This is a genomic window from Haloterrigena salifodinae, assembly GCF_003977755.1.
GTDB lineage: Archaea > Halobacteriota > Halobacteria > Halobacteriales > Natrialbaceae > Haloterrigena > Haloterrigena salifodinae.
The window spans coordinates 841,931-859,880 of the sequence record NZ_RQWN01000002.1 but is presented as its reverse complement, the minus strand read 5'-3'; the positions used below and the strand labels follow the sequence as shown (position 1 = coordinate 859,880).

17 protein-coding genes are annotated in these 17,950 nt (G+C 69.3%); 7 read left to right on the top strand and 10 right to left on the bottom strand.

Annotated features, from left to right (window positions below):
* Positions 1–21: 21 nt before the first annotated feature.
* The 9 genes from EH209_RS12880 to EH209_RS12840 form a co-directional block, all read right to left on the bottom strand.
* Positions 22–837 carry a DUF2182 domain-containing protein gene (locus tag EH209_RS12880; protein WP_126663273.1) on the bottom strand — a complete coding sequence of 272 codons (816 nt, stop codon included), beginning with the start codon at positions 835–837 and terminating at the stop codon, positions 22–24.
* 55 nt (positions 838–892) lie between these two features.
* Positions 893–2,140 carry a hypothetical protein gene (locus EH209_RS12875; RefSeq protein WP_126663272.1) on the bottom strand — a complete coding sequence of 416 codons (1,248 nt, stop codon included), beginning with the start codon at positions 2,138–2,140 and terminating at the stop codon, positions 893–895.
* On the bottom strand, positions 2,137–3,417 hold the full coding sequence (locus EH209_RS12870) for a Glu/Leu/Phe/Val family dehydrogenase (RefSeq protein ID WP_126663271.1): 1,281 nt from the start codon (positions 3,415–3,417) through the stop codon (positions 2,137–2,139). The genes EH209_RS12875 and EH209_RS12870 overlap by 4 nt, the downstream gene beginning before the upstream one ends.
* 182 nt (positions 3,418–3,599) lie before the next feature.
* A complete protein-coding gene (locus tag EH209_RS12865) occupies positions 3,600–3,965 on the bottom strand; it encodes a helix-turn-helix transcriptional regulator (RefSeq protein ID WP_008896568.1) in 366 nt (121 codons plus the stop codon).
* An 85-nt stretch (positions 3,966–4,050) separates the two neighbouring features.
* Positions 4,051–4,377, bottom strand: coding sequence for a hypothetical protein (locus tag EH209_RS12860; protein ID WP_126663270.1), 327 nt, complete (start codon positions 4,375–4,377; stop codon positions 4,051–4,053).
* Positions 4,378–4,560: 183 nt separating this feature from the next.
* Complete coding sequence (locus EH209_RS12855) at positions 4,561–6,060, bottom strand: cytochrome c oxidase subunit I (RefSeq protein ID WP_126663269.1); 1,500 nt, start codon at positions 6,058–6,060, stop codon at positions 4,561–4,563.
* Positions 6,057–7,469: a transporter gene (locus EH209_RS12850; protein WP_126663268.1), complete on the bottom strand. Its 1,413-nt coding sequence runs from the start codon at positions 7,467–7,469 to the stop codon at positions 6,057–6,059. The genes EH209_RS12855 and EH209_RS12850 overlap by 4 nt, the downstream gene beginning before the upstream one ends.
* A gap of 77 nt (positions 7,470–7,546) precedes the next feature.
* Complete coding sequence (locus EH209_RS12845) at positions 7,547–9,061, bottom strand: permease (RefSeq protein ID WP_126663267.1); 1,515 nt, start codon at positions 9,059–9,061, stop codon at positions 7,547–7,549.
* Between the two features lie 324 nt (positions 9,062–9,385).
* Positions 9,386–9,829, bottom strand: coding sequence for a hypothetical protein (locus EH209_RS12840; RefSeq protein WP_126663266.1), 444 nt, complete (start codon positions 9,827–9,829; stop codon positions 9,386–9,388).
* Between the two features lie 204 nt (positions 9,830–10,033).
* Here EH209_RS12840 and EH209_RS12835 point away from each other — a divergent pair, with 204 nt between their 5' ends.
* The 6 genes from EH209_RS12835 (at position 10,034) to gatB (ending at position 16,003) form a co-directional block, all read left to right on the top strand.
* Positions 10,034–10,600: a hypothetical protein gene (locus EH209_RS12835; RefSeq protein WP_126663265.1), complete on the top strand. Its 567-nt coding sequence runs from the start codon at positions 10,034–10,036 to the stop codon at positions 10,598–10,600.
* Between the two features lie 50 nt (positions 10,601–10,650).
* Positions 10,651–11,661 carry a TIGR00341 family protein gene (locus EH209_RS12830; protein WP_126663264.1) on the top strand — a complete coding sequence of 337 codons (1,011 nt, stop codon included), beginning with the start codon at positions 10,651–10,653 and terminating at the stop codon, positions 11,659–11,661.
* A 25-nt stretch (positions 11,662–11,686) separates the two neighbouring features.
* Entirely contained in the window at positions 11,687–13,144 is a 1,458-nt protein-coding gene (locus EH209_RS12825; protein WP_126663263.1) for a hypothetical protein, read from the top strand.
* Positions 13,141–14,112 (top strand): WD40/YVTN/BNR-like repeat-containing protein, encoded by a 972-nt coding sequence (locus EH209_RS12820; protein ID WP_126663262.1) that lies wholly within the window; start codon positions 13,141–13,143, stop codon positions 14,110–14,112. The genes EH209_RS12825 and EH209_RS12820 overlap by 4 nt, the downstream gene beginning before the upstream one ends.
* Before the next feature lie 126 nt (positions 14,113–14,238).
* On the top strand, positions 14,239–14,424 hold the full coding sequence (locus tag EH209_RS12815) for a hypothetical protein (RefSeq protein WP_008896558.1): 186 nt from the start codon (positions 14,239–14,241) through the stop codon (positions 14,422–14,424).
* 85 nt (positions 14,425–14,509) lie between these two features.
* Positions 14,510–16,003, top strand: a complete 1,494-nt coding sequence (gene gatB / locus EH209_RS12810) for an Asp-tRNA(Asn)/Glu-tRNA(Gln) amidotransferase subunit GatB (RefSeq protein ID WP_126663261.1) — start codon at positions 14,510–14,512, stop codon at positions 16,001–16,003.
* A 6-nt stretch (positions 16,004–16,009) separates the two neighbouring features.
* On the opposite strand, the gene EH209_RS12805 is transcribed toward gatB, so the two are convergent.
* Complete coding sequence (locus tag EH209_RS12805) at positions 16,010–16,726, bottom strand: O-methyltransferase (protein ID WP_126663260.1); 717 nt, start codon at positions 16,724–16,726, stop codon at positions 16,010–16,012.
* A 186-nt stretch (positions 16,727–16,912) separates the two neighbouring features.
* Here EH209_RS12805 and EH209_RS12800 point away from each other — a divergent pair, with 186 nt between their 5' ends.
* Complete coding sequence (locus EH209_RS12800; protein WP_126663259.1) at positions 16,913–17,875, top strand: MBL fold metallo-hydrolase; 963 nt, start codon at positions 16,913–16,915, stop codon at positions 17,873–17,875.
* Positions 17,876–17,950: the final 75 nt, after the last annotated feature.

Below are 17,950 nucleotides of genomic sequence, written 5' to 3'. Positions count from 1 at the left end.
ATGCCGGTGAGTCGATACCGTTCAGACGGCCGGCACGCCGAACAGGAGCGTGAAGACAGCGGCGCCGAGTAGCACGACGCCGAGGGCGCGAGCGGCGGCGGTCTCGTCGGGTGCGAGCCGCTCTATCGAGACGACAAGGGTCAGCCCGACCATGACGAGGACGTTCATCGACCCGAGCGCGACCATTAGCGCGAACAGCGGCCACGTACAGCCGATGCAGTTGGCGGCGTACGAGAGACCGTCGCGGGCCATTCGAGCGGACTTGGGACGATGAGGAACCGAATGACAGCGACCACAACGAGCGAGAAGGTCGCGTTTCAGCGCCGTCTGCTGGTAGACGCCGGCGAACGCCAGCAGGCCGCTGACGACGATCACGGCGACGGAGACGCCGAACGCGGAGGCGGTCAGCAGTTCACGGATCGGAACCAGAACGGCGACCACCAGCGGGACGGCGCCGACGAGCGTCCACGCGAGGCCGTAGGCGCCGAGAAAGGCGACGATGGCGGACCCGAACACGGACCGGCTGGCACAGACCTCCTCGCGGACCGTCCGAACGACCGGGAGCAGCGATGGGAGCATCATCGCCAGCATCATCGTCCCCCACAACAGCAGGTACGCCGCGACGCCGCCGAGGCCGTTGGCCGCGGCGATCGCTTCGGGGACCCCCGGCGCACCCATCGGCGCCTCGAGGCCCGCCGGCGGGGAGCCAAGTCCGGGAAGCCACCCCTGCAGGAGGACGAGCCACAGCAGGGCCGACAGCGAGAGGACGAGGAGTTCGGGGGCCGGGACCTCGAGGTCGAGACGATCGGTGGACGGGAGTGAGATGTCGGGTGCCATCGGTTACGCGGCGAAGTGGGGGTCGACGTGCGATGCGATCGCGGACGGTCGGCGTTCAGTCACGGCGATCACCGTCGGTCGGCCGCCCGCGCCGGTCGCGCTCGAGGATGGCGCCGCCGGCGCCGACCGCGACGTCGACGGGGACGGTTCCCAGGCCGTCGCTGTCGGCGCTCGAGCGGGCCAGCGCGAGTCCCAGCAGCGACTGTTCGGTCGGGGCGTCCAGTTCGGTCCAGCGGACGCTCGCCGCCCGCTCGTAGATTCGGCCGCCGTTGGCGACCGCTACCGTGTCGGTGCCCCGCGACCGGATCGCCTGCAGCGCGCCCTGTCCGACGTGCAGCGGCGTCCAGTTCTCGCAGTCGGGATCGTACCGGTAGGCGATGCCGTCGGCGCCGGCGATGAACACCGACTCGTCGCCGGCCCGGACGTCCTGGAAGTCGACCTGCGCGTTGCGGACGCCGATCCGGTCCCACTCGTCGGTCGGTTCGGTGTCGGTGGGTTCCGTATCTGCCGGTTCGCCGTCTCTTGGATCGCGCTCCGTCGAGCCGTCGGTCCCGGCGGTGGTCGCGTCACCGTCGGTGGCCTCGCGGTACGCGCCGCCGCTGGTGTCGATCGCGTAGAACCCGTCCGGCCCCGCCGTGATGCCGGGGATCGTCGATCCGCCGCCGGGTTTGACGACCTCGCCCCAGACGGGACAGCCGTCCTCGACGGTGCAGTCGAGGACCTCTCCGGAGCCGTTGGCGATGCGAACGCGCTCCTCGCCCGTCCGGCCCGCGACGGCGATGGCCTCCCAGGTGCTCGTCTTCTCCATCGGCGCGGAGTAGTCACTGAGGTGGCCGTCGGCCACGTCGTAGAACCCGAGGGCGCCGCTGTCGCCGGCGAACCAGAGCCGACAGCCGTCGTCGGTCGCCGCGATCGAGCGCAGGGTGTTCTCCGAGACGCCCGGGCCGCGCTCGAGGACGACCTGCCAGCCGTCGCCGGTCTGATGAAGCAGCAGTCCCCCTTCGCCGCAGGCGTAGGGGCCGTCCTGTCCGTGGACGACGCCGTGGAGGGTCCGAGACGTCGGCGACTCGACGGACTCCCAGTCGCCGCGATCGTCGGTCCCGTCGCCGGCGTCGGCACCGCTCGCTGGGTTTGCGGCGTCGGCGTCGCTCTCCCCTCCGTCGTCGCCGGCGGATCGGCGGTCGCCGTCGGTTTCGGTCCGGTCGTTCCCCGCCTCGCTCGCATCGTCGGCCGTTCCGGGCGAGCCGACCCGCTGGAGCCACTCGAGGGCGTCGGACAGCGAGTCGTCGAGGCGGTCGATCACCGAATCACCTCGTGGGCCGCCGCGACGCGGGAGCAACCGACGCTGTAGGCCGCGGCCCGCCAACTCAGATCGCAGCGTTCGCGGCGGTCGCGCACGTCCTCGACCGCGTCGGTCAGCGCGTAGGCGAACTCGTTGGTCACGCGCGCGTCGCTCATTCGGTCGCGGCCGACGGTCCGAATCCACTCGAGATGGGCCGCGATCGGCCGCCCCGCGGTCGCGAGTACGGCGGGGACGACGTCGATACCGCGCTCGTCGAGGGCGCGCTGTCCGTCCGGCGTCACGGCGCCGACGGTCCCTTCGACGACGAGGTCGGCGCGGATGCCGTCGGCGTTGTCGGCGGTGATCGTCGTCGCCGGCGCCGCGAGCACCAACGCGTCGGCGTCGCACTCGAGGACGTTCTCGGTGCCGGTCACGGTGCCGTCGTCGTACTCGGCGAGCGCGCCCGGACGCTCGAGATAGCTGGGCACGAGGTTGGTATCGAGTCCGGAGCCGTCGTCCGGGGCAACGAGGCCGACTCGGTCGCTTGACATGGCGACGACGGAGCCGCCCCGGAACTCGAGCAGGCGAGCGGCCGCCACGCCGCAGGCCTCGGTGCCGTAGATCGCGATCGTCGCGTCGCTCAGCGGTCGGTCGTGGTCGGTCTCGAGGACCTCCCGCGTCACGTGCGCGAGGCCGTGACCGCCCGCTCGATCGATCTCCCGGAGGCCGCCGATGGCCGGCGGTTTGCCGGCAACGGCCGCGGTTCGGGGGGCGTCGACGTCGTCGGCGACGGCGTCGGCGAACCGGGCCATCGTCCGCCGGTCGGTACCGACCTCCGGAACGAGGACGTCGTCGCCGCGGTCGACGCCCTCGATTCGGCGCGCGTAGGATCGGGTGAGGCGGCTGCGTTCGTCCCGGGACAGCGCCGTCGGATCGACCGCGACCCCGCCCGCGGCGCCGCCAAACGGGAGGTCGGCGATCGCCGCGCTGACGGTCGTCGCGGCCGCGAGGCCGGCGCAGTCGTCCCCGTTCAGCGCGGGGTAGTACCGGTGCGGTCCGAGGAAGGAACCGCGGACGCCGTCGTGGCGGACGCGGTACCCCTCGCAGACGTCGAGCGTGCCGTCGTCGTGTTCGAACGGCACGGAAATCCGCTCGCGCTGGCGGAGGTGGAGCAGTCGCTGTTCGATCCCGTCGGGGACGCCGAGACGGCGCGTCGCGGCCGTCGCGTACGCCCACGGGGCGGCGAGGTCGGGATCGGTTCGAGTCGTCTCGTCGTCGGTGTCGTGAAAGGCTGTCATCGTGTCAGGGTCAACGCGGTTGTGTTCGACCGACCCGCTCGGCAGACGTCGGTCTATTCGGAGAGTTCGATCGATACGATCACTGTGCACACTCAGAACGGACGATCCGGTGTCAGTCCGGGAACGCGCGACCGCGCCCGGCGGCGAACGCCGTCGGTGCGATCGCCGCGGGAGCGCGACTGTCATGGGGACTCACAGCAGAGGCAGCGGCGCTCCCACTCGTGGTGTTCCTCGAGGCGCCTGTTGGCGCGCGTGCTCGGACGATAGGCGTTGGTTCGCCCGTCGAGAGGGTGTTTCTCGACGTAGCCCTCTTCGACGAGTTCGCTCAGGTTCTGGTAGAGTCGGCCCTGGTTGATCTCCTCGTCGTAGTAACAGTCGAGTTTGTCCTTGATGACGAGTCCGTGAGGGTTTCGCTCGGCGAGCATTCGGATGACGAACAGCTGATCGCGTTTGAACCCGGTCAGGTTCGCCAGCGGCCGCGGCTCCGCGTGCTCGTCGGAGATCGGTTCGGTACTGTCGTCGGTGTCGCTCGGTGGGTGGCTGGGCATCGGTTCGTCACCGGCGGCGAAGCCGCCGAAGCTACGCGCGGGAGTCGAACCCGCAACCGGCCGAGTCCGGACGTAGCGAGGGCCTTCAGGGACCAAACTCCAGCCGGTGTTCGCGGTAGAGAACGGCGACGAACGCCCCGAGGGGCGGCAACCCGAGGATCACGAGAATCAGTCCGGCGTAAATGGCGGCCGATAGCTGGAGGCTCGCGACGAAGTAGGCCATCACGGCGGTCGCGGCCGCGAGCAACAGCCCGATACTCGAGAGTACGAGCCCGAAGCTCAGCTTCCGGAACTGCCACTCGAGGTTCCCTGACCGACGTAACTGTTCGATCAGGACGACGGTCGCGGGAATCGTCACCGCGATCAGTTGCAGGAGCATCAGTGCGACGTCGGTGCTTGCAGTGGTTGACATGGGTGAATGTGGAGCGCTGCGTAGGTCTGCGGACCGCACGCAGTTGCGGTGGCTGGCGGGCGATGCGACTCGCTCGAGCGGCGGCGCGGTTCGATCGCGGGCGACAATCGGCGTACTCGGTCGTCAGGGAGCGCGGACTCGAGTCGGAGTTGGTCGGCTCGACGACGGAACGGGACGGCGCAATTATTTCCATTCGCGTGTGTGCGACGGCCCCGATTCGAGGGCCCACGGATCGTCGGGGTCGGGCCCGCCGAGCCACAGCGACCGGGCGAGGTTCGCGAGGAAGACGGCCTGGCCGGCGGCGATCACGTAGGCGCCGACGGTCGCCAGTTGGTGCAGCGGCGCGTACGCCGCCGGATAGGTCGCGACGCGCCGCGGGAGTTGTGCGAGGCCGACGAGCAGGAGCGCTCCGAAGGTCACCGCGACGCCGACGACCGTGAGCCAGACGTGCAGGCGGGCCAGCCCCGGCTCGAGGCGCCGGCCGGTGAGCAGGGGGAACCAGTAGTAGACCCCGGCGACGAGCGCGAGCGCGACGAAGCCGGCGAGCAGCAGGTGGAAGTGCGCGACGACGTAGTAGGTCCCGGTGTAGCGGACGTTGATCGGCACGGCGGCGAGGAAGACGCCGGTGACGCCGCCGACGACGAAGAAGCCGACGGCGGCGAGGGACGCAACCATCGGCGCGGTGTACCGGATCGAACCGCCCCATAGCGTCACGAGCCACGTACAGAGTTTCGCGGAGCTCGGGAGCGCCACCGCCAGCGTCGTGAACATGAAGACCGTCCGCACGGGGAGGCTCAGTCCGGTCACGAACATGTGGTGGGCCCAGACGGTGAACGAGACGACGCCGATCGCGAGCGTCGAGTAGACGGACGAGCGGTGGCCGAACAGCTGCCGGCCGGCGAACCGCGGCAGCACGTGGCTGACGATTCCCATCGGGGGCAACACCACGATGTACACCAGCGGATGGGCGAAGAACCAGAACAGGTGTTGCCAGACCAGCGGCCCGCCGCCGCCGAGGAGGAACCCGGTGGCGAGCGTCCGATCCGCGAGAACGAGCGCGACCGTCGTCGCTAGCACCGGAAACGCCAGCAGAGACATCACCGCGGCGGTCAGCACCGTCCACGTGAACGTGTCTACCTCGAGCCATCGGACCTCACGCTCGCGCAGAATCGTGCAGAGGAGCGTCCACGCCGTCAGCGTCGTCCCGACGGCGACCAGCGCGAGTCCAGCGAGGAGGGCGTCGACGGCTGGGTTCGCCGACAGCACGCTCAGCGGCGGATACAGCGTCCACCCGCTGGCGACCGGCTCGAGGCCCGCCAGGCCGAGGATGCCGCCGATCGTGCCCGCCCGAATCGACAGCGCCGCGGGGACCTGCAGCCAGAACGCGACCGCGCCGAGGGTCGGCGCGGCGACGTCGTCGGCCTCGATCAGCGGGGGGACGGCGACGTAGGCCACGCCCCAGATCGCCGGCAGCGCGAACAGGAACAGCATCGTCAGCCCGTGGGTCGTGAAGAAGGCATTGTAGGTCTCGGCCGTCAACCGACCGAGAGTCGGAGTGACCAGCGCCGTTCGCAGGAACAGCGCGTCGAGCCCGCCCCACAGCCCCATCACCAGCGCCAGCACGAGGTGCCAGCGGGCGAGCCGTCGGTGATCGACGTTCGGCCGACCGGTCGATCGGGTCACGGCCGTCCGAACGCGAACGCCCGCCCCAGTTCGCGAACGCCCAGCAGGCCGACCGTCGTCGCGATAGTGAACGCGAAGATTGGATCGACCGCGTACAGGAGGCCGCCGATCAGCGGTGCGGGGACGACGGCGACCTGCACCGCCGTCCCGACCGCGTCGGGGAGCCGCGGGCCGGGAACTGGGGCGACGCGAGCGCTCTCGCCGACGGTCGGCCGGAGCGGTTCGATCGCCGTCCGACAGCCCAGCAGCGCGAACAGGACGGCGACGATACCGGCGTTGGACGGGGCCGCCACGAGCCCCATCGGGAGCAGCGAGACGACGGCGAGACCGACGGCCAGCACCGCGCGCCGGTCGAGCCGCGAGGCGAGGGCGGGGGCGGCGACCGCGCCGACGACCGCGCCCGCGGCCTCCGCGAGGACGAACAGGCCGAAGACGGCGGCCGGCGCCAGCGAGAGGCCGCCGATCGAGAGCCCGATCGAACGGTACTCGACGACCAGCAGGATCAGGAACGGCCAGCTCCCGGCGAGGGCGACCCGAACGAGAGCGTCGCCGATGACCGCCCAGCGGCGGCGGTCGGGGAGCCTCGAGGCGGCGCTGCTGACCGCGCCGAGCGGGGACTCCGCGTCGGCCGGCGCAGCGGTGGTCGTCTCGTCCCTGTGCGTCTCACTCTCGCCGTCTCGGTTGCCCTCCGCGAGGCCATCGCCGAGCACTCTCCCGGCGAGGGTCGACGTTCGTTCCCCCGCAGACCCCAGCGCGACCGCGCCGACGAGGGTGACCGCGGCACCGGTCGCGGCGACGATTGTGAAGCCCGCGCGGACTCCGCCGGCGCTCGCGACGGCGGCCGCCGCGAACACGGCCGCCGCGGCGAGGCCGAGCGCGCCGACGACGATCCACGTTCGTCGCCCGTCGATGGCACCGCGCCGGATCGACGTCTCGTCGCGGGCGGGCACCGCGCTCGAGGGCGGTGCCGCCGCGCGCGTATCGGTCGGCCACAGGTCCCGCACGGGGCCGCGGACGTACCACGCTTGCAGGAGGACGATCCCGACCGCGAGCCACCCCAGCGCCGACAGCGGCGTTCCCAGCAGGGCGTCGAGCGTCGGCGCACCCGCCCACGCGAGGAGGCCGACCGCGGCGACGAGCACCGACGCCACCGCGGCCGCGGCGGGCGCGAGGTCGCTCGTCGGACCGGCGTCGGCGTCGCTCGAGCGCCGGGACGCCGCGACGGCGACGCCCAGTCCGAGCGACACCAGCGCGCCGGCGACGATCGGCCCGGAGCCGATCGCGACGACGAACTCGGGGAGGTATCGTTCGGCGAGGCGGATCAGCCCGTGGCTCGTCGCGAGCGCGACGAGACAGACGATCCGGATCGGATCGGTGCGGTCGGCGGCGTCTGTCGGGTGTTGGGTCATGGATACTGGAACGAGAGACGGCTATCGCGATCGGCTCGCGGCGGTCGAACGTCGGCAACCGGTCGGCGGTCGAGACCTTACTTCAGCCCGCGGTCCTCGAGCGCGTAGGCGATCCGCTCGAGGAACTGCTGGGTGCGGATGACGATCCCGGCGATGTGGGGTGCGAGGCGGTTTCCGATGCGGACGCGCTGTTCGGGCTCGAGGGCGACGTACACCTGTACGGCGAAGATCGGGACGGCGACGACGTTGAACAGTGCCGTGTACGTCCCCGACACCGTGCCGCCGGCCGCGCCCGCGGGCGGGACGAGGCCGAGCCCGCCGAAGACGAGTTCGACGACGAGGCCGGCGACGACCGCCGCGAGGAAGAACGCGACGGCGATCACGGCGGCCATCCGGGTGCCGTAGTATCGCCGGTAGGTGCGGACCAGCGGCAGGATCACCAGATCCGCGAAGATGAACGCGAGCACGCCGCCGAAGGAGACGCCGTTCTGCCAGAGCACGACCGCGAAGGGGACGTTGCCGACCGAACAGAGGAACGTCACCACGCCGACGATGGCGCCGAGGACGACGTTCGAAACGAGCCGCAGGACGCTGCCCTCGGCGCCGACGCCGAAGACGGCGGTCCACCACGCGGTCGGCACGAACGCAGCCAGCAGGCCGGCGATGGCGAAACCGAGGACGACGTCCCGCCAGAGCATGTCCCATTCGCGGATCGCGTTCGCGGTCGCCGACCGCCAGCGGTCGCCCGACAGCAGTTCGGGGCCCGCTGTAACGGGGTCGCGATCGGTCGACGGATCATACGCGTTGCGACAGCCGCCACAGCAGAAGTGTCGCCGCTCGCCGTCGAACTCGGCCGCGATGGTCTCCTCGTCGGTCGGATCCACGGCCATCCCACAGGTCGCACACTCGATCTCCTGTAGCGCCCGCGCGTGTGCTCGAGCGCGTTCGATCCACGATTGGGGGACGAACCGTCGGTACACCACCGCGAGGACGCCGACGGCGACGAGGCCGCCGACGATCTCCGCCGCGGCGAACTGCCAGCCCAGCAGGAGCGTGACGACCAGCGCGAGTTCGAGCACGAGGTCCGTGCTCGCGAACTGGAACGCACCTAGACTGGCCGCGGCCGATGCACCCTTAGTGAACAGCGACCGGGTCGTCGCCACCGCGGAGAACGAGCAACTCGAGGATGACGCGCCGAAGAGGGCCCCGTAGCCGACCTCGCGCCAGCCGTCGTCGCCGAGGTAGTCGGTGAGCCGGTCTTCGGAGACGAACTCCTGGACCGCGCCGGTGATCGTGAATCCGAGGACGAGCGCCCACCACGTCTCCCAGGCCATCTCGAAGGCGATGATCGCGGCCTCGAGGAGCCGTAACAGGACCGCGCCGAGCAGGCCGGCGAGTCGGGCCGCGAACTCGAGGCTCCCTTCGTTCGGAGCCGGGGAGACGGGTCCGATACCGAGTGGCGGCCCGCGAGCGCTCGCGGCGAGAGGGATCGGTCCGTGGTCGACCGTCGCTACCACCAGCGAGACGAGCAGTCGCGTCTGCGCGGCCACGAGGCTGTAGGCGTCGGTAACCGGGTGGATGACTGCGTGCATAGTGGAGTAACGAGAACGGAGTCGCCGATCGAACGGCGCGTCGAGACGGGCCGCCAGCGGATAGTGGCGACTGTGCTGGCGGGCCGGGAGGTCATTCGCGCCGAGGGCGCGTCGTCCGGGCCTTCCGACATCGAAGCCTAATAGATTATGGCGTAAAAATATGGACGAAACCTAGAGAATGTGCACCGACGACCCGGAGCGTCGGGCGCGAGCGGACATGTGATCGATCGTTCGTCTCGCGGCGCGGACGGTCCGGAAGCGGCCAGTGCAGGGGGTTTTCAGCGGACTCGGTCGCGTGGCGGCCGAGGCGTCGACGCGCCGTCCTCAGCGAGCCATCAGTCCGACCGTTCGATGGCGATTGTAGAGATAGGCCACGCAGACGGAGACCGTCGAGAGGAGGAAGGCGACGAGAGCGATCGCGAGCGCGACGCTGAACCCGGCCGCCAGTCCGGACAGCAGGCCGAGGAACAGCGGCGCGGCGACGGCCGCGCCGACGTAGATCTGCCGGTCGGGCGTCCACGCGTCGGTTTGGGTCTCGACGAACTCGATGTCGCGCCAGATCGCGGGCAGCGTGACGGCGCCGGCGGCGGCGACGACGATCAGCAGCGCGACGCTGCCGAGACTCGTGGCCAGAACCGAACCGCCGCCGGTCAGTCGGGCCAGCGAGACGATCCCGAGCAGACTCAGCGCGGGATAGCCGATCAAGACGTACCAGTACCACGGCGCGCGGTCGGTCGAATCGACGGAGATGAGATCACCACTTGGCATGGTGCATCCGTCGTACGGTTCACCTACTCATAAGTTGTACAAATATCCAAGAATTCCATACAAAATACTGCCCGTAAGTTCAAGAAACCTATGAGTACATAAATTTATTCTAGCGAGTTTCAGTATTGTGTCATCTTATACCACTGGCACTGCTAGGCCCGTCCCCGGTCGAATCCCACTGCGGTTCGATCGACCCCCCTAACGATGATCGGTAAACACGCATTCTGTCCGACCAGCGGTGCATCTCTCTCGCGAGAGGTCCACTACGACGACCGGGGGCGCCCCGAACGCGTCCCGCAGTCCGACGACCTCTCGCCGAACGCGACCCTCGAGGCCCCACTGACGACGGGGAAACGCCGCTCCTCGAGGCGCGCGCTCCTGACCTACTTCCGGCGGTGTCACCGCCGACACGGCGACGAGAGCGACGAACTGTATCGGCGCGCCGCGCTGGCTCTCGACCGCCTCAAGCGGAGCGCGACGGGCCGCCAAGAGCGCGACGTTATCGTCTGGTGTGCCCTCGGAGACCGACTCGCTCGCGACGGGTTCGACGTCGACTGGATGGCCGCCCACGTCGAACCGCGGTGTCCGGAGTGTAGCGGCCGCCTGACCTACGCCGAAGGGCCCGACGGGCCGATCGCTCGGTGTGGCGGGTCGTGCTGCGAGCGCCGCGCCGATCCGTTGGCGACGATCAGGGATATCGTCCGGTCGCTGCTCGCGCAAACGTACCCCGAGGACTCCACCCCCGAAACCGATGCACTCGCGATACTGTGATCGAACGCGACGGGAATCGGGGGACCGCTCCCGGAGCGCGAACGTCGAACATGCGCCTCTTGACGGTGCTCACCGACTCGCAGTCGACGACCGACGAGGTCAGAGCGGTTATCGACCGCCACGACCTCGAGTACAGCCTCGCCGGTTACGACGACGACAACGACTGGACGATCACCGTTCCCGCACCCGCTCACGCGGTAGAACCGTTGGTGGACGAGCTTCAGTCGGTCGCCGGGAACGTCACTATCGTCGTCGAGGAGCCGATGGCGATCGTCGGCAACGAGTGGGACGGCGCAAACGAACGACGCGGCGAGTGGCTCTCCTTCGAGCGAATCTCCCGGAGCGAACTGCGCTCGAAGGCCCGTTCACAGTTACCCTCGCTGGTCATCTTCGCCGCGATGACGGCGATCAGCGGCGTCGTCGCCACCACCGGCGTCCTGCTGGACTCGCTGGCGGTGCTGGTCGGCGCGATGGTGATCGCCCCCCTGCTCGGTCCCGCGATGGCCTCGAGTGTCGCGACCGTCCTCGACGAGCGCCGGCTGTTCGTCCGCGGCGTCGAACTCCAGCTCACCGGTATCGGCGTGGCGATGGCCAGCGCGCTCGCGTTCGCGGCGTTCGCGCGGACGTCGTCGGTGGTCACCGCCGCGGTCGACCTCGATGCGAGCCTCGGACTGGGCAGTCACGGCCTCCCGCCGTCGCTGCTGGTGACCGTCGCGGTCTGTTCGGGCATCGCCGGCGGGCTTGGGATGACGACGACCGGCATCACGGACCTCATCGGCGTGATGATCGCGGCCGCGATCATGCCGCCGATCGGCGTGGTCGGCGTCGGCGTCGCGTGGGGCGAACCCGCGGCGGTGCTCGGGTCTCTAGTCGTCGTCGCCGTCAACCTCATCGCGATCAACGTCGGCGCCATCGCGACCCTCTGGACCGTCGGCTTCCACCCCTCCGACCGCTCCCGAATCAGGACGACGCGGGGCGCCATCATTCGACGGATCGTCCTGTTGCTCGCGCTGTTACTGGCCGCGCTCCGATTGCTCGAGACCGTCTCCAGCGGGCTCTGAACGTTCGACGATCGATCCCACACCAATGACTGACGATCCCACGCGTGACGACGCGATGACCGCGAAATCGGGTATAGCGCCGAGTGACGACGGCGACCGCTCGAGCGACGGAACGGACGAACGAATCGACCGCGACGGAGGCGGCGTCGACCGCGGCGACGAGTCCGAACCCGACGACCGTGGCGAGGCCGAGCGCGACGGCGACGCGCCATCGCTCGGGCTGTCACTGATCGGCTACGTCCTCCGACTAACGGTCGCCGCGCTGACGGTCGGCGTCCGAATCCTCTGGACTGGTGGACGGATCGGCGCCCGTTACCTGACCGATACGGCGTCGCGCCGCGAGTGGCGGCGTTGGCTCCTGCTCGAGGGCGACCGGCGAGTGATCGTCGGCGGCTTCGTCGCGGGTGTCTTCGTCGTCGCGCTCGTCCTCGGCGTGAGCGACATCATCGGCGTCCGCGAGAGCCGGTTTGTCACGACGATGTTCAGCACGATGATCGCGGGGCTGTTCTCGTTCATTCCGATCGTCGTCGCGGTCAATCAGTTGATCATCTCTCGGCTGTTCGGCACGCCCGATCGGCTCACCGACCGCATCGACGGCGTCCAGGAGTTCCGCAGCCGCGTCGAGGGACAGACCGAGGGCGACGGCGTCAGCCCGACCGATCCCGCCCCGTTCCTCGCTCGGTTGGCCGGCACGCTCGGGAGCCGGGCCGACGAACTCGCCACCCAGTGCGGGGACGCCTCGAGTGCGGGCGACGGCAGCGAGCGCAGTCGGGTGGACGACGCCGTCGACGACACCCCGATCTCCGCGCTCGAGTCGGTCTGTCGCTTCGCGGAACGCACGCGCGAACACACCAGCGACCTCTCCGCCCGGCTCACCGGCGAAACGACGTCGGTGTTCGCCGTCGTCCTGCCGACGATCGACCACGACTACGCCGGCGCCGCCAACGAGGCGCGTCGGCTGGGTCGCCGGTTCGACGAGGACCTGTCGAGTCGGTCCGCCGCGCTCCTCGAGGAACTGCGGGAGCTGTTCGTCACCGCGGACGCGACCAGACAGTACTTCACGACGATCTACCTCCAGCGCGAACTCGCGCGGCTGTCGCGGCTGATCACCTACAGCGGGACCGCCGCGATCCTGCTCTCGACGCTGGTCATCATGATCTACGCGAGCGGCTACCCGCCCGTCGCCTTCGAGGGGTGGCTGCTCGTGCTCGTGAGCGCCGTGCTCGGAGTCGCGTTCAGCCCGCTCGCGGTGCTGTTCGCCTACGTCGTTCGGATCTCGGCGGTCCTCAAGCGGACCTCCGCGCCCGGCGCGTTCACGCCGCCGGGCGAGTTCCACCGCTCGTACGACGTCCGCGGTGCGATCCGCCCGGCCGAATCGGAGGGTGGAACGGACTCGAGCCACGCCGGGAGCGCGACGGGATCGAGCGGCGCCGGAACGCCGACCAACGACGAGCCCTCGAGCGAGAGCGAGGACGACCGGTGACCGGACGCCCACGCACCCGGCGTGCCGTCCTCGCCGCGGTTGGAACGGCGGCCGGAACGCTCTCGCTCGCCGGCTGTGCCGACACCGACAGCGAGTGGATCGCCGCCGACGTCCCCACCGACGCGGCGCTGTACGACGTGGCCCAAACCGCGACGGGAGCCTACGCCGTCGGCGAGGACGGGGTCGTCCTCGCCCGGGACGGCGGCGACTGGACCGTTCGGCTCAAAAACGGACTCTCCGAGGCGGGCGACGGTCTGCGCTCCGCGGCGGTCACGAGCAACGGCCGGGCGATGTGGGTCGCCGGCGATAGCGGCGCGCTCGGGCTCTACGACGTCGTCGCCGACCGAGCCGTCGACTTCTCGGCCCCGAAGGAGAAGACGACGTCGTGGACGGCCATCGCGGCGGCCGGGCTGGCCGGCGACGAGCGACTCACGGCCATCAACAGTTCCGGCGAACTCCTCCGCGGTCGACGCGACGGCGCAGACGTCGCGTGGGGCGAGGTGACGAAGCCCGGCAGCGGCTCGAGCGTCACCGACGTCGACCTCACGCCGCTGGCGTACGGCTACGTCGTCGACACCGACGGCGGCGTCTTCGAGTCGCGCGACGGCGGGGTCTCGTGGAGCCGCATCGGGCTCGAGGGTGCAGGAGTCGACTTCGCGGCGGTCGCGGCGACGGACAGCGGTCACGTCTCGGTCGCCGGCGGCAACGGCGTCGTCTACACCTACAACGGCGTCAACTGGTCGCGAACGACGCTGGGCGAGCAGCCGATCGCGGCGCTCACACGGGACCGCGACACCGCGCTGGCGGTCTCGTCGGCGGGAGTGATCTACGAGCGCGGCTTCGACGGCTGGACCGAGCTCGCCGACCTCCAGCCGGGGAACGAACTGCGGTCGGTCGCGCTCGGCACTGCCCGGTCGCCGCAACTGGTTGTCGGCGAGTCCGGAACCGTCTACGAGCGGCGGTACTGACGTTTCGCGACCGTCTCGGTCAGCGATGCTCCTGAGGACCGGCCCGAACGTCCGCGCGCTGCGACCCGCAACGGTGCGACGAGCCGGTCGCGTACTATTTTATTTGTGGAGCTACATGTTTCGAGTATGATCGCTCGTCTGATTGCCCGTCTGCGCGAGCGGATCGCCGTCGAGGACCCCGACGAACGGATCGAGGGCTCTGGTGACCCGATCACGTCGCCACAGCACCGGCGCGCAGCCGACGCGGAACGGATGCTCGAGGAATCGGCAGAGCTGACGGAGACCCAGCGGAAGTTCGATCGCGACCGGTAATCGCTCGCGAACTTCGAATCGGGGCCGCGAACCCGCGCCGGTCCGTCCCGTTACGTTTTACCCCCGCGGGCCCGAATCGCCGTCAATGACTGCCCAGACCGTCCAGCAGGGCGACCTCGTGACCGTCATCGGCCTCGAGGTCCACGTCCAGCTGGAGACCGACACGAAGATCTTCTGTGGCTGTGCGACCGAACAGACCGACGAGCCCAACGAAAACGTCTGCCCGGTCTGTCTCGGCCTGCCGGGCGCGCTACCCGTCTTGAACGAGGCCGCCGTCGAGGCCGCCGTCAAGATCGGGAAGGCGATCGACGCCGACATCCCCGAGGAGACCCGGTTCCACCGGAAGAACTACTACTACCCCGACCTGCCGAAGAACTTCCAGATCACCCAGTACGACGAGCCGATCTGCGCCGACGGCGAACTCGAGGTCTCCGTCGAGGGCGAGCGCCGGACGGTGGCGATCGAACGGGCCCACCTAGAGGAGGACCCGGGCAGCCTCCAGCACGTCGGCGGCGGTGGCGGCATCGATTCGGCGGAGTACACCCTCGTCGACTACAACCGCGCGGGGACGCCGCTGATGGAGATCGTCACGGCGCCGGACTTCCGCAGCCCCGCGGAGGTGCGCGCCTTCTTGGCCGAACTCGAGGAAGTCCTCGAGTACCTAGGCGTCTTCGACGCGGAACGCGACGGCAGCCTGCGCATCGACGCCAACCTCTCGATCATCCCCGAGGAGGAGATCGACGGCGACGACACCGACGAGATCGGGATGGACGCGCTCGAGGCCGCCAACCGGACGGAGGTCAAGAACATCTCGAGTCACAAGGGCGCGGAGAAGGCCCTGGCCTACGAGGAGACCCGCCAGAAGAACGCCATCCAGCGCGGCCGCGCGGTCGAGCAGGAGACCCGCCACTGGGACGAGTCCCGCGGGATCACTGTCTCGATGCGCTCGAAGGAAGAGGAAAAGGACTACCGGTACTTCGAGGAGGCCGACCTCCCGCCGCTGCGCGTCTCCGGCTGGAAGGACGAGATCGCGATCCCGGAACTCCCCTCGGCCCGCCGCGAGCGGTTCCAGGAGGAGTACGGACTGAGCGAGGAGGCCGCCTCGAAGCTCACGTCGACCAAGCAGGTCGCGGACTTCTACGAGGACGTCGCCGGCGAGTTCGACCCCGACCTCGCGGCGACGTGGGTCGCGGACAACCTGCTCGGCGAACTCAACTACCGCGACATGGAAATCACGGACATCGCGGGCCGCCTCGAGGAAGTCTCCCGGCTCGTCGAACTCGTCGCCGAGGATGAGATCACGGCGAAGAACGCCCGCGAGACCGTCCTCCGGTCGATGCTCGACGACGGCGCGGCGCCGGACGAGATCGTCGAACAGGAGGGCCTGGGCAAAACGGGCGAGGATGAGGTCCAGCAGGCCGTCGTCGAGGCCATCGACGAGAACCCCGACGCCGTCGACGACTACGAGAGCGGCGACGACGGCGCGATCAACTTCCTCGTCGGCCAGGTCATGCAGAAAACGGGAGGAAGTGCTGACCCCGGCGACGTCAACCAGTTGCTGCGAGCCGAACTCGAGTAACCGCGCTCACGGCGCGTCCGACGTTTTGACGGCGACGCCGGTCCCGTCGCCCTGGGGCGTGATGACTGCCTCAAGGGCGTCGTGATCGATGAACACCTCGTTGAACTCGCGAAGTGCGGCTACCGACGAGCCGTATTCCGCTTCGATATCGTCAGTCTCGGTATCCGCCGCAGCTGCAGCGACCCGACCGCCGCGGAGGAGATTGTCCGCGACGACCATCCCGCCCGCCGTCAACAGCGGCAGCGATTCGGCCAGATACTCCTCGTACTCCGATTTGATGGCGTCGAGGAAAACGAGATCGAACGGGCCGTCGAGTCGAGGCACCGTCTCCAGAGCGGGACCCTCAACGATGAACACGGTCCCGTCTCCGGTGGGTTCGGCGTCGATCGTCATCGGATCGTCGGTCACGGTGACGTCGATGCCGTCGCGCTCGAGGTAATCGACGGCGGCGTCGATCCGTTCGCCGTCGACCTCGGTCGTGACGACGTCGGTACCGGTTCGGGCGACGTGCAGCGTCGAGTAGCCGATGGCGGTTCCGAACTCGAGCGCGCGGCCGGTGTCGGTCCCGCGGGCGAGGATCGCCTGCAGCTTCGCGACCGAGCGGCTGGCGATCGGAATGCCGTCCTCGGCCGCGTGGGCCTCCATTTCCGCGACGAGATCGTCGGCGGGCGGTTCCATTGATGCGAGGTACTCGCTCGTCACGTCGGTTAGAATGTTCGGCATACTGTTCCTGTGTGGGAATACCAGGGTATATGTTACGCTGGTGGCAAGCGGGTCGTCCGTTCCGGCCCGCAGCGTCTCGCCAGAAGCGACCGACCGGAGCGGGCAAGTTCCCGACCGACGAACGGGCACGGCTACCGGCGATCACGACCCGGAAAATTATGAACGATCAGGAAGTTGTGTATCGGTATGGATCGAATACGACTGGGCAACGAGGAGTTCGAGGGTCGAAACAACGCCTACGTGCTCGCAGATGACGACGACCTCGCGCTCGTCGATACTGGGATCGCGACGCCGGGCGTGCGCGAGGACTTGCGGGACGGACTGGCCGAGCGCGGCTACGCGTTCGCGGATGTCGACGACATCGTGCTGACGCACTTCCACGTCGATCACGCGGGGCTGGCCGGCGAGATTCAGGCCGAAAGCGACGCGACAGTTTACGTCCACGAGGCCGACGCACCGCTGGTCGAGGGCGATAGCGACGCGGTGGCCGCCGTCGAGCGACGCCGTCGGGAACTGCTCGAGGAGTGGGGCGTCCCCGAGGACCCACGGGCGGAGTTGCTGGACTTTTTCGAGGCGGCGTCGCACATCGAGGGCGAACCTGCTGACGTCACACCGATCGCGGACGGAGACGTCCTCGAGGTTGGCGGCCGTCGACTCGAGGGGGTTCACGCGCCGGGTCACGCGGCGGGACTCTGCTGTTTCGAACTGGACGGCGGCCGCGAGGCCGTTGTCGGCGACGCTCTCCTGCCGGTGTACACGCCCAATGTCGGGGGCGCCGACGTCCGCGTCGATCGGCCGCTGAAGCGGTACCTGCACGCGCTCGAACGATTAGCAGACCGCGACTACGACCGCGTCTGGCCCGGCCACCGAGACCCGATCGAGGATCCGACCGCCCGCGCCCGCGAGATCATCGATCACCACCGCGAGCGGGCGGGGAAGGTCGTCGACGTGCTGGACGAACACGGCCCGGCCGACGCCTGGACGGTGAGCGAACACCTGTTCGGCGACCTCGAGGGGATCCACATCCTCCATGGACCCGGCGAGGCCTTCGCCCACCTCGATCACCTCCGTCACGAAGGAGCGGTTACCCTCGAAGACGGCGCGTATCGACTGGTTACCGAGCGCGTTTCTCCGCAAGAGATCGTCTGAAGCGCTGACTTTCGTCCGGCTCGGTAGACGTCTGATTTCGTTAGTAGATAGAGTTTCACACGCTTACACTACTCA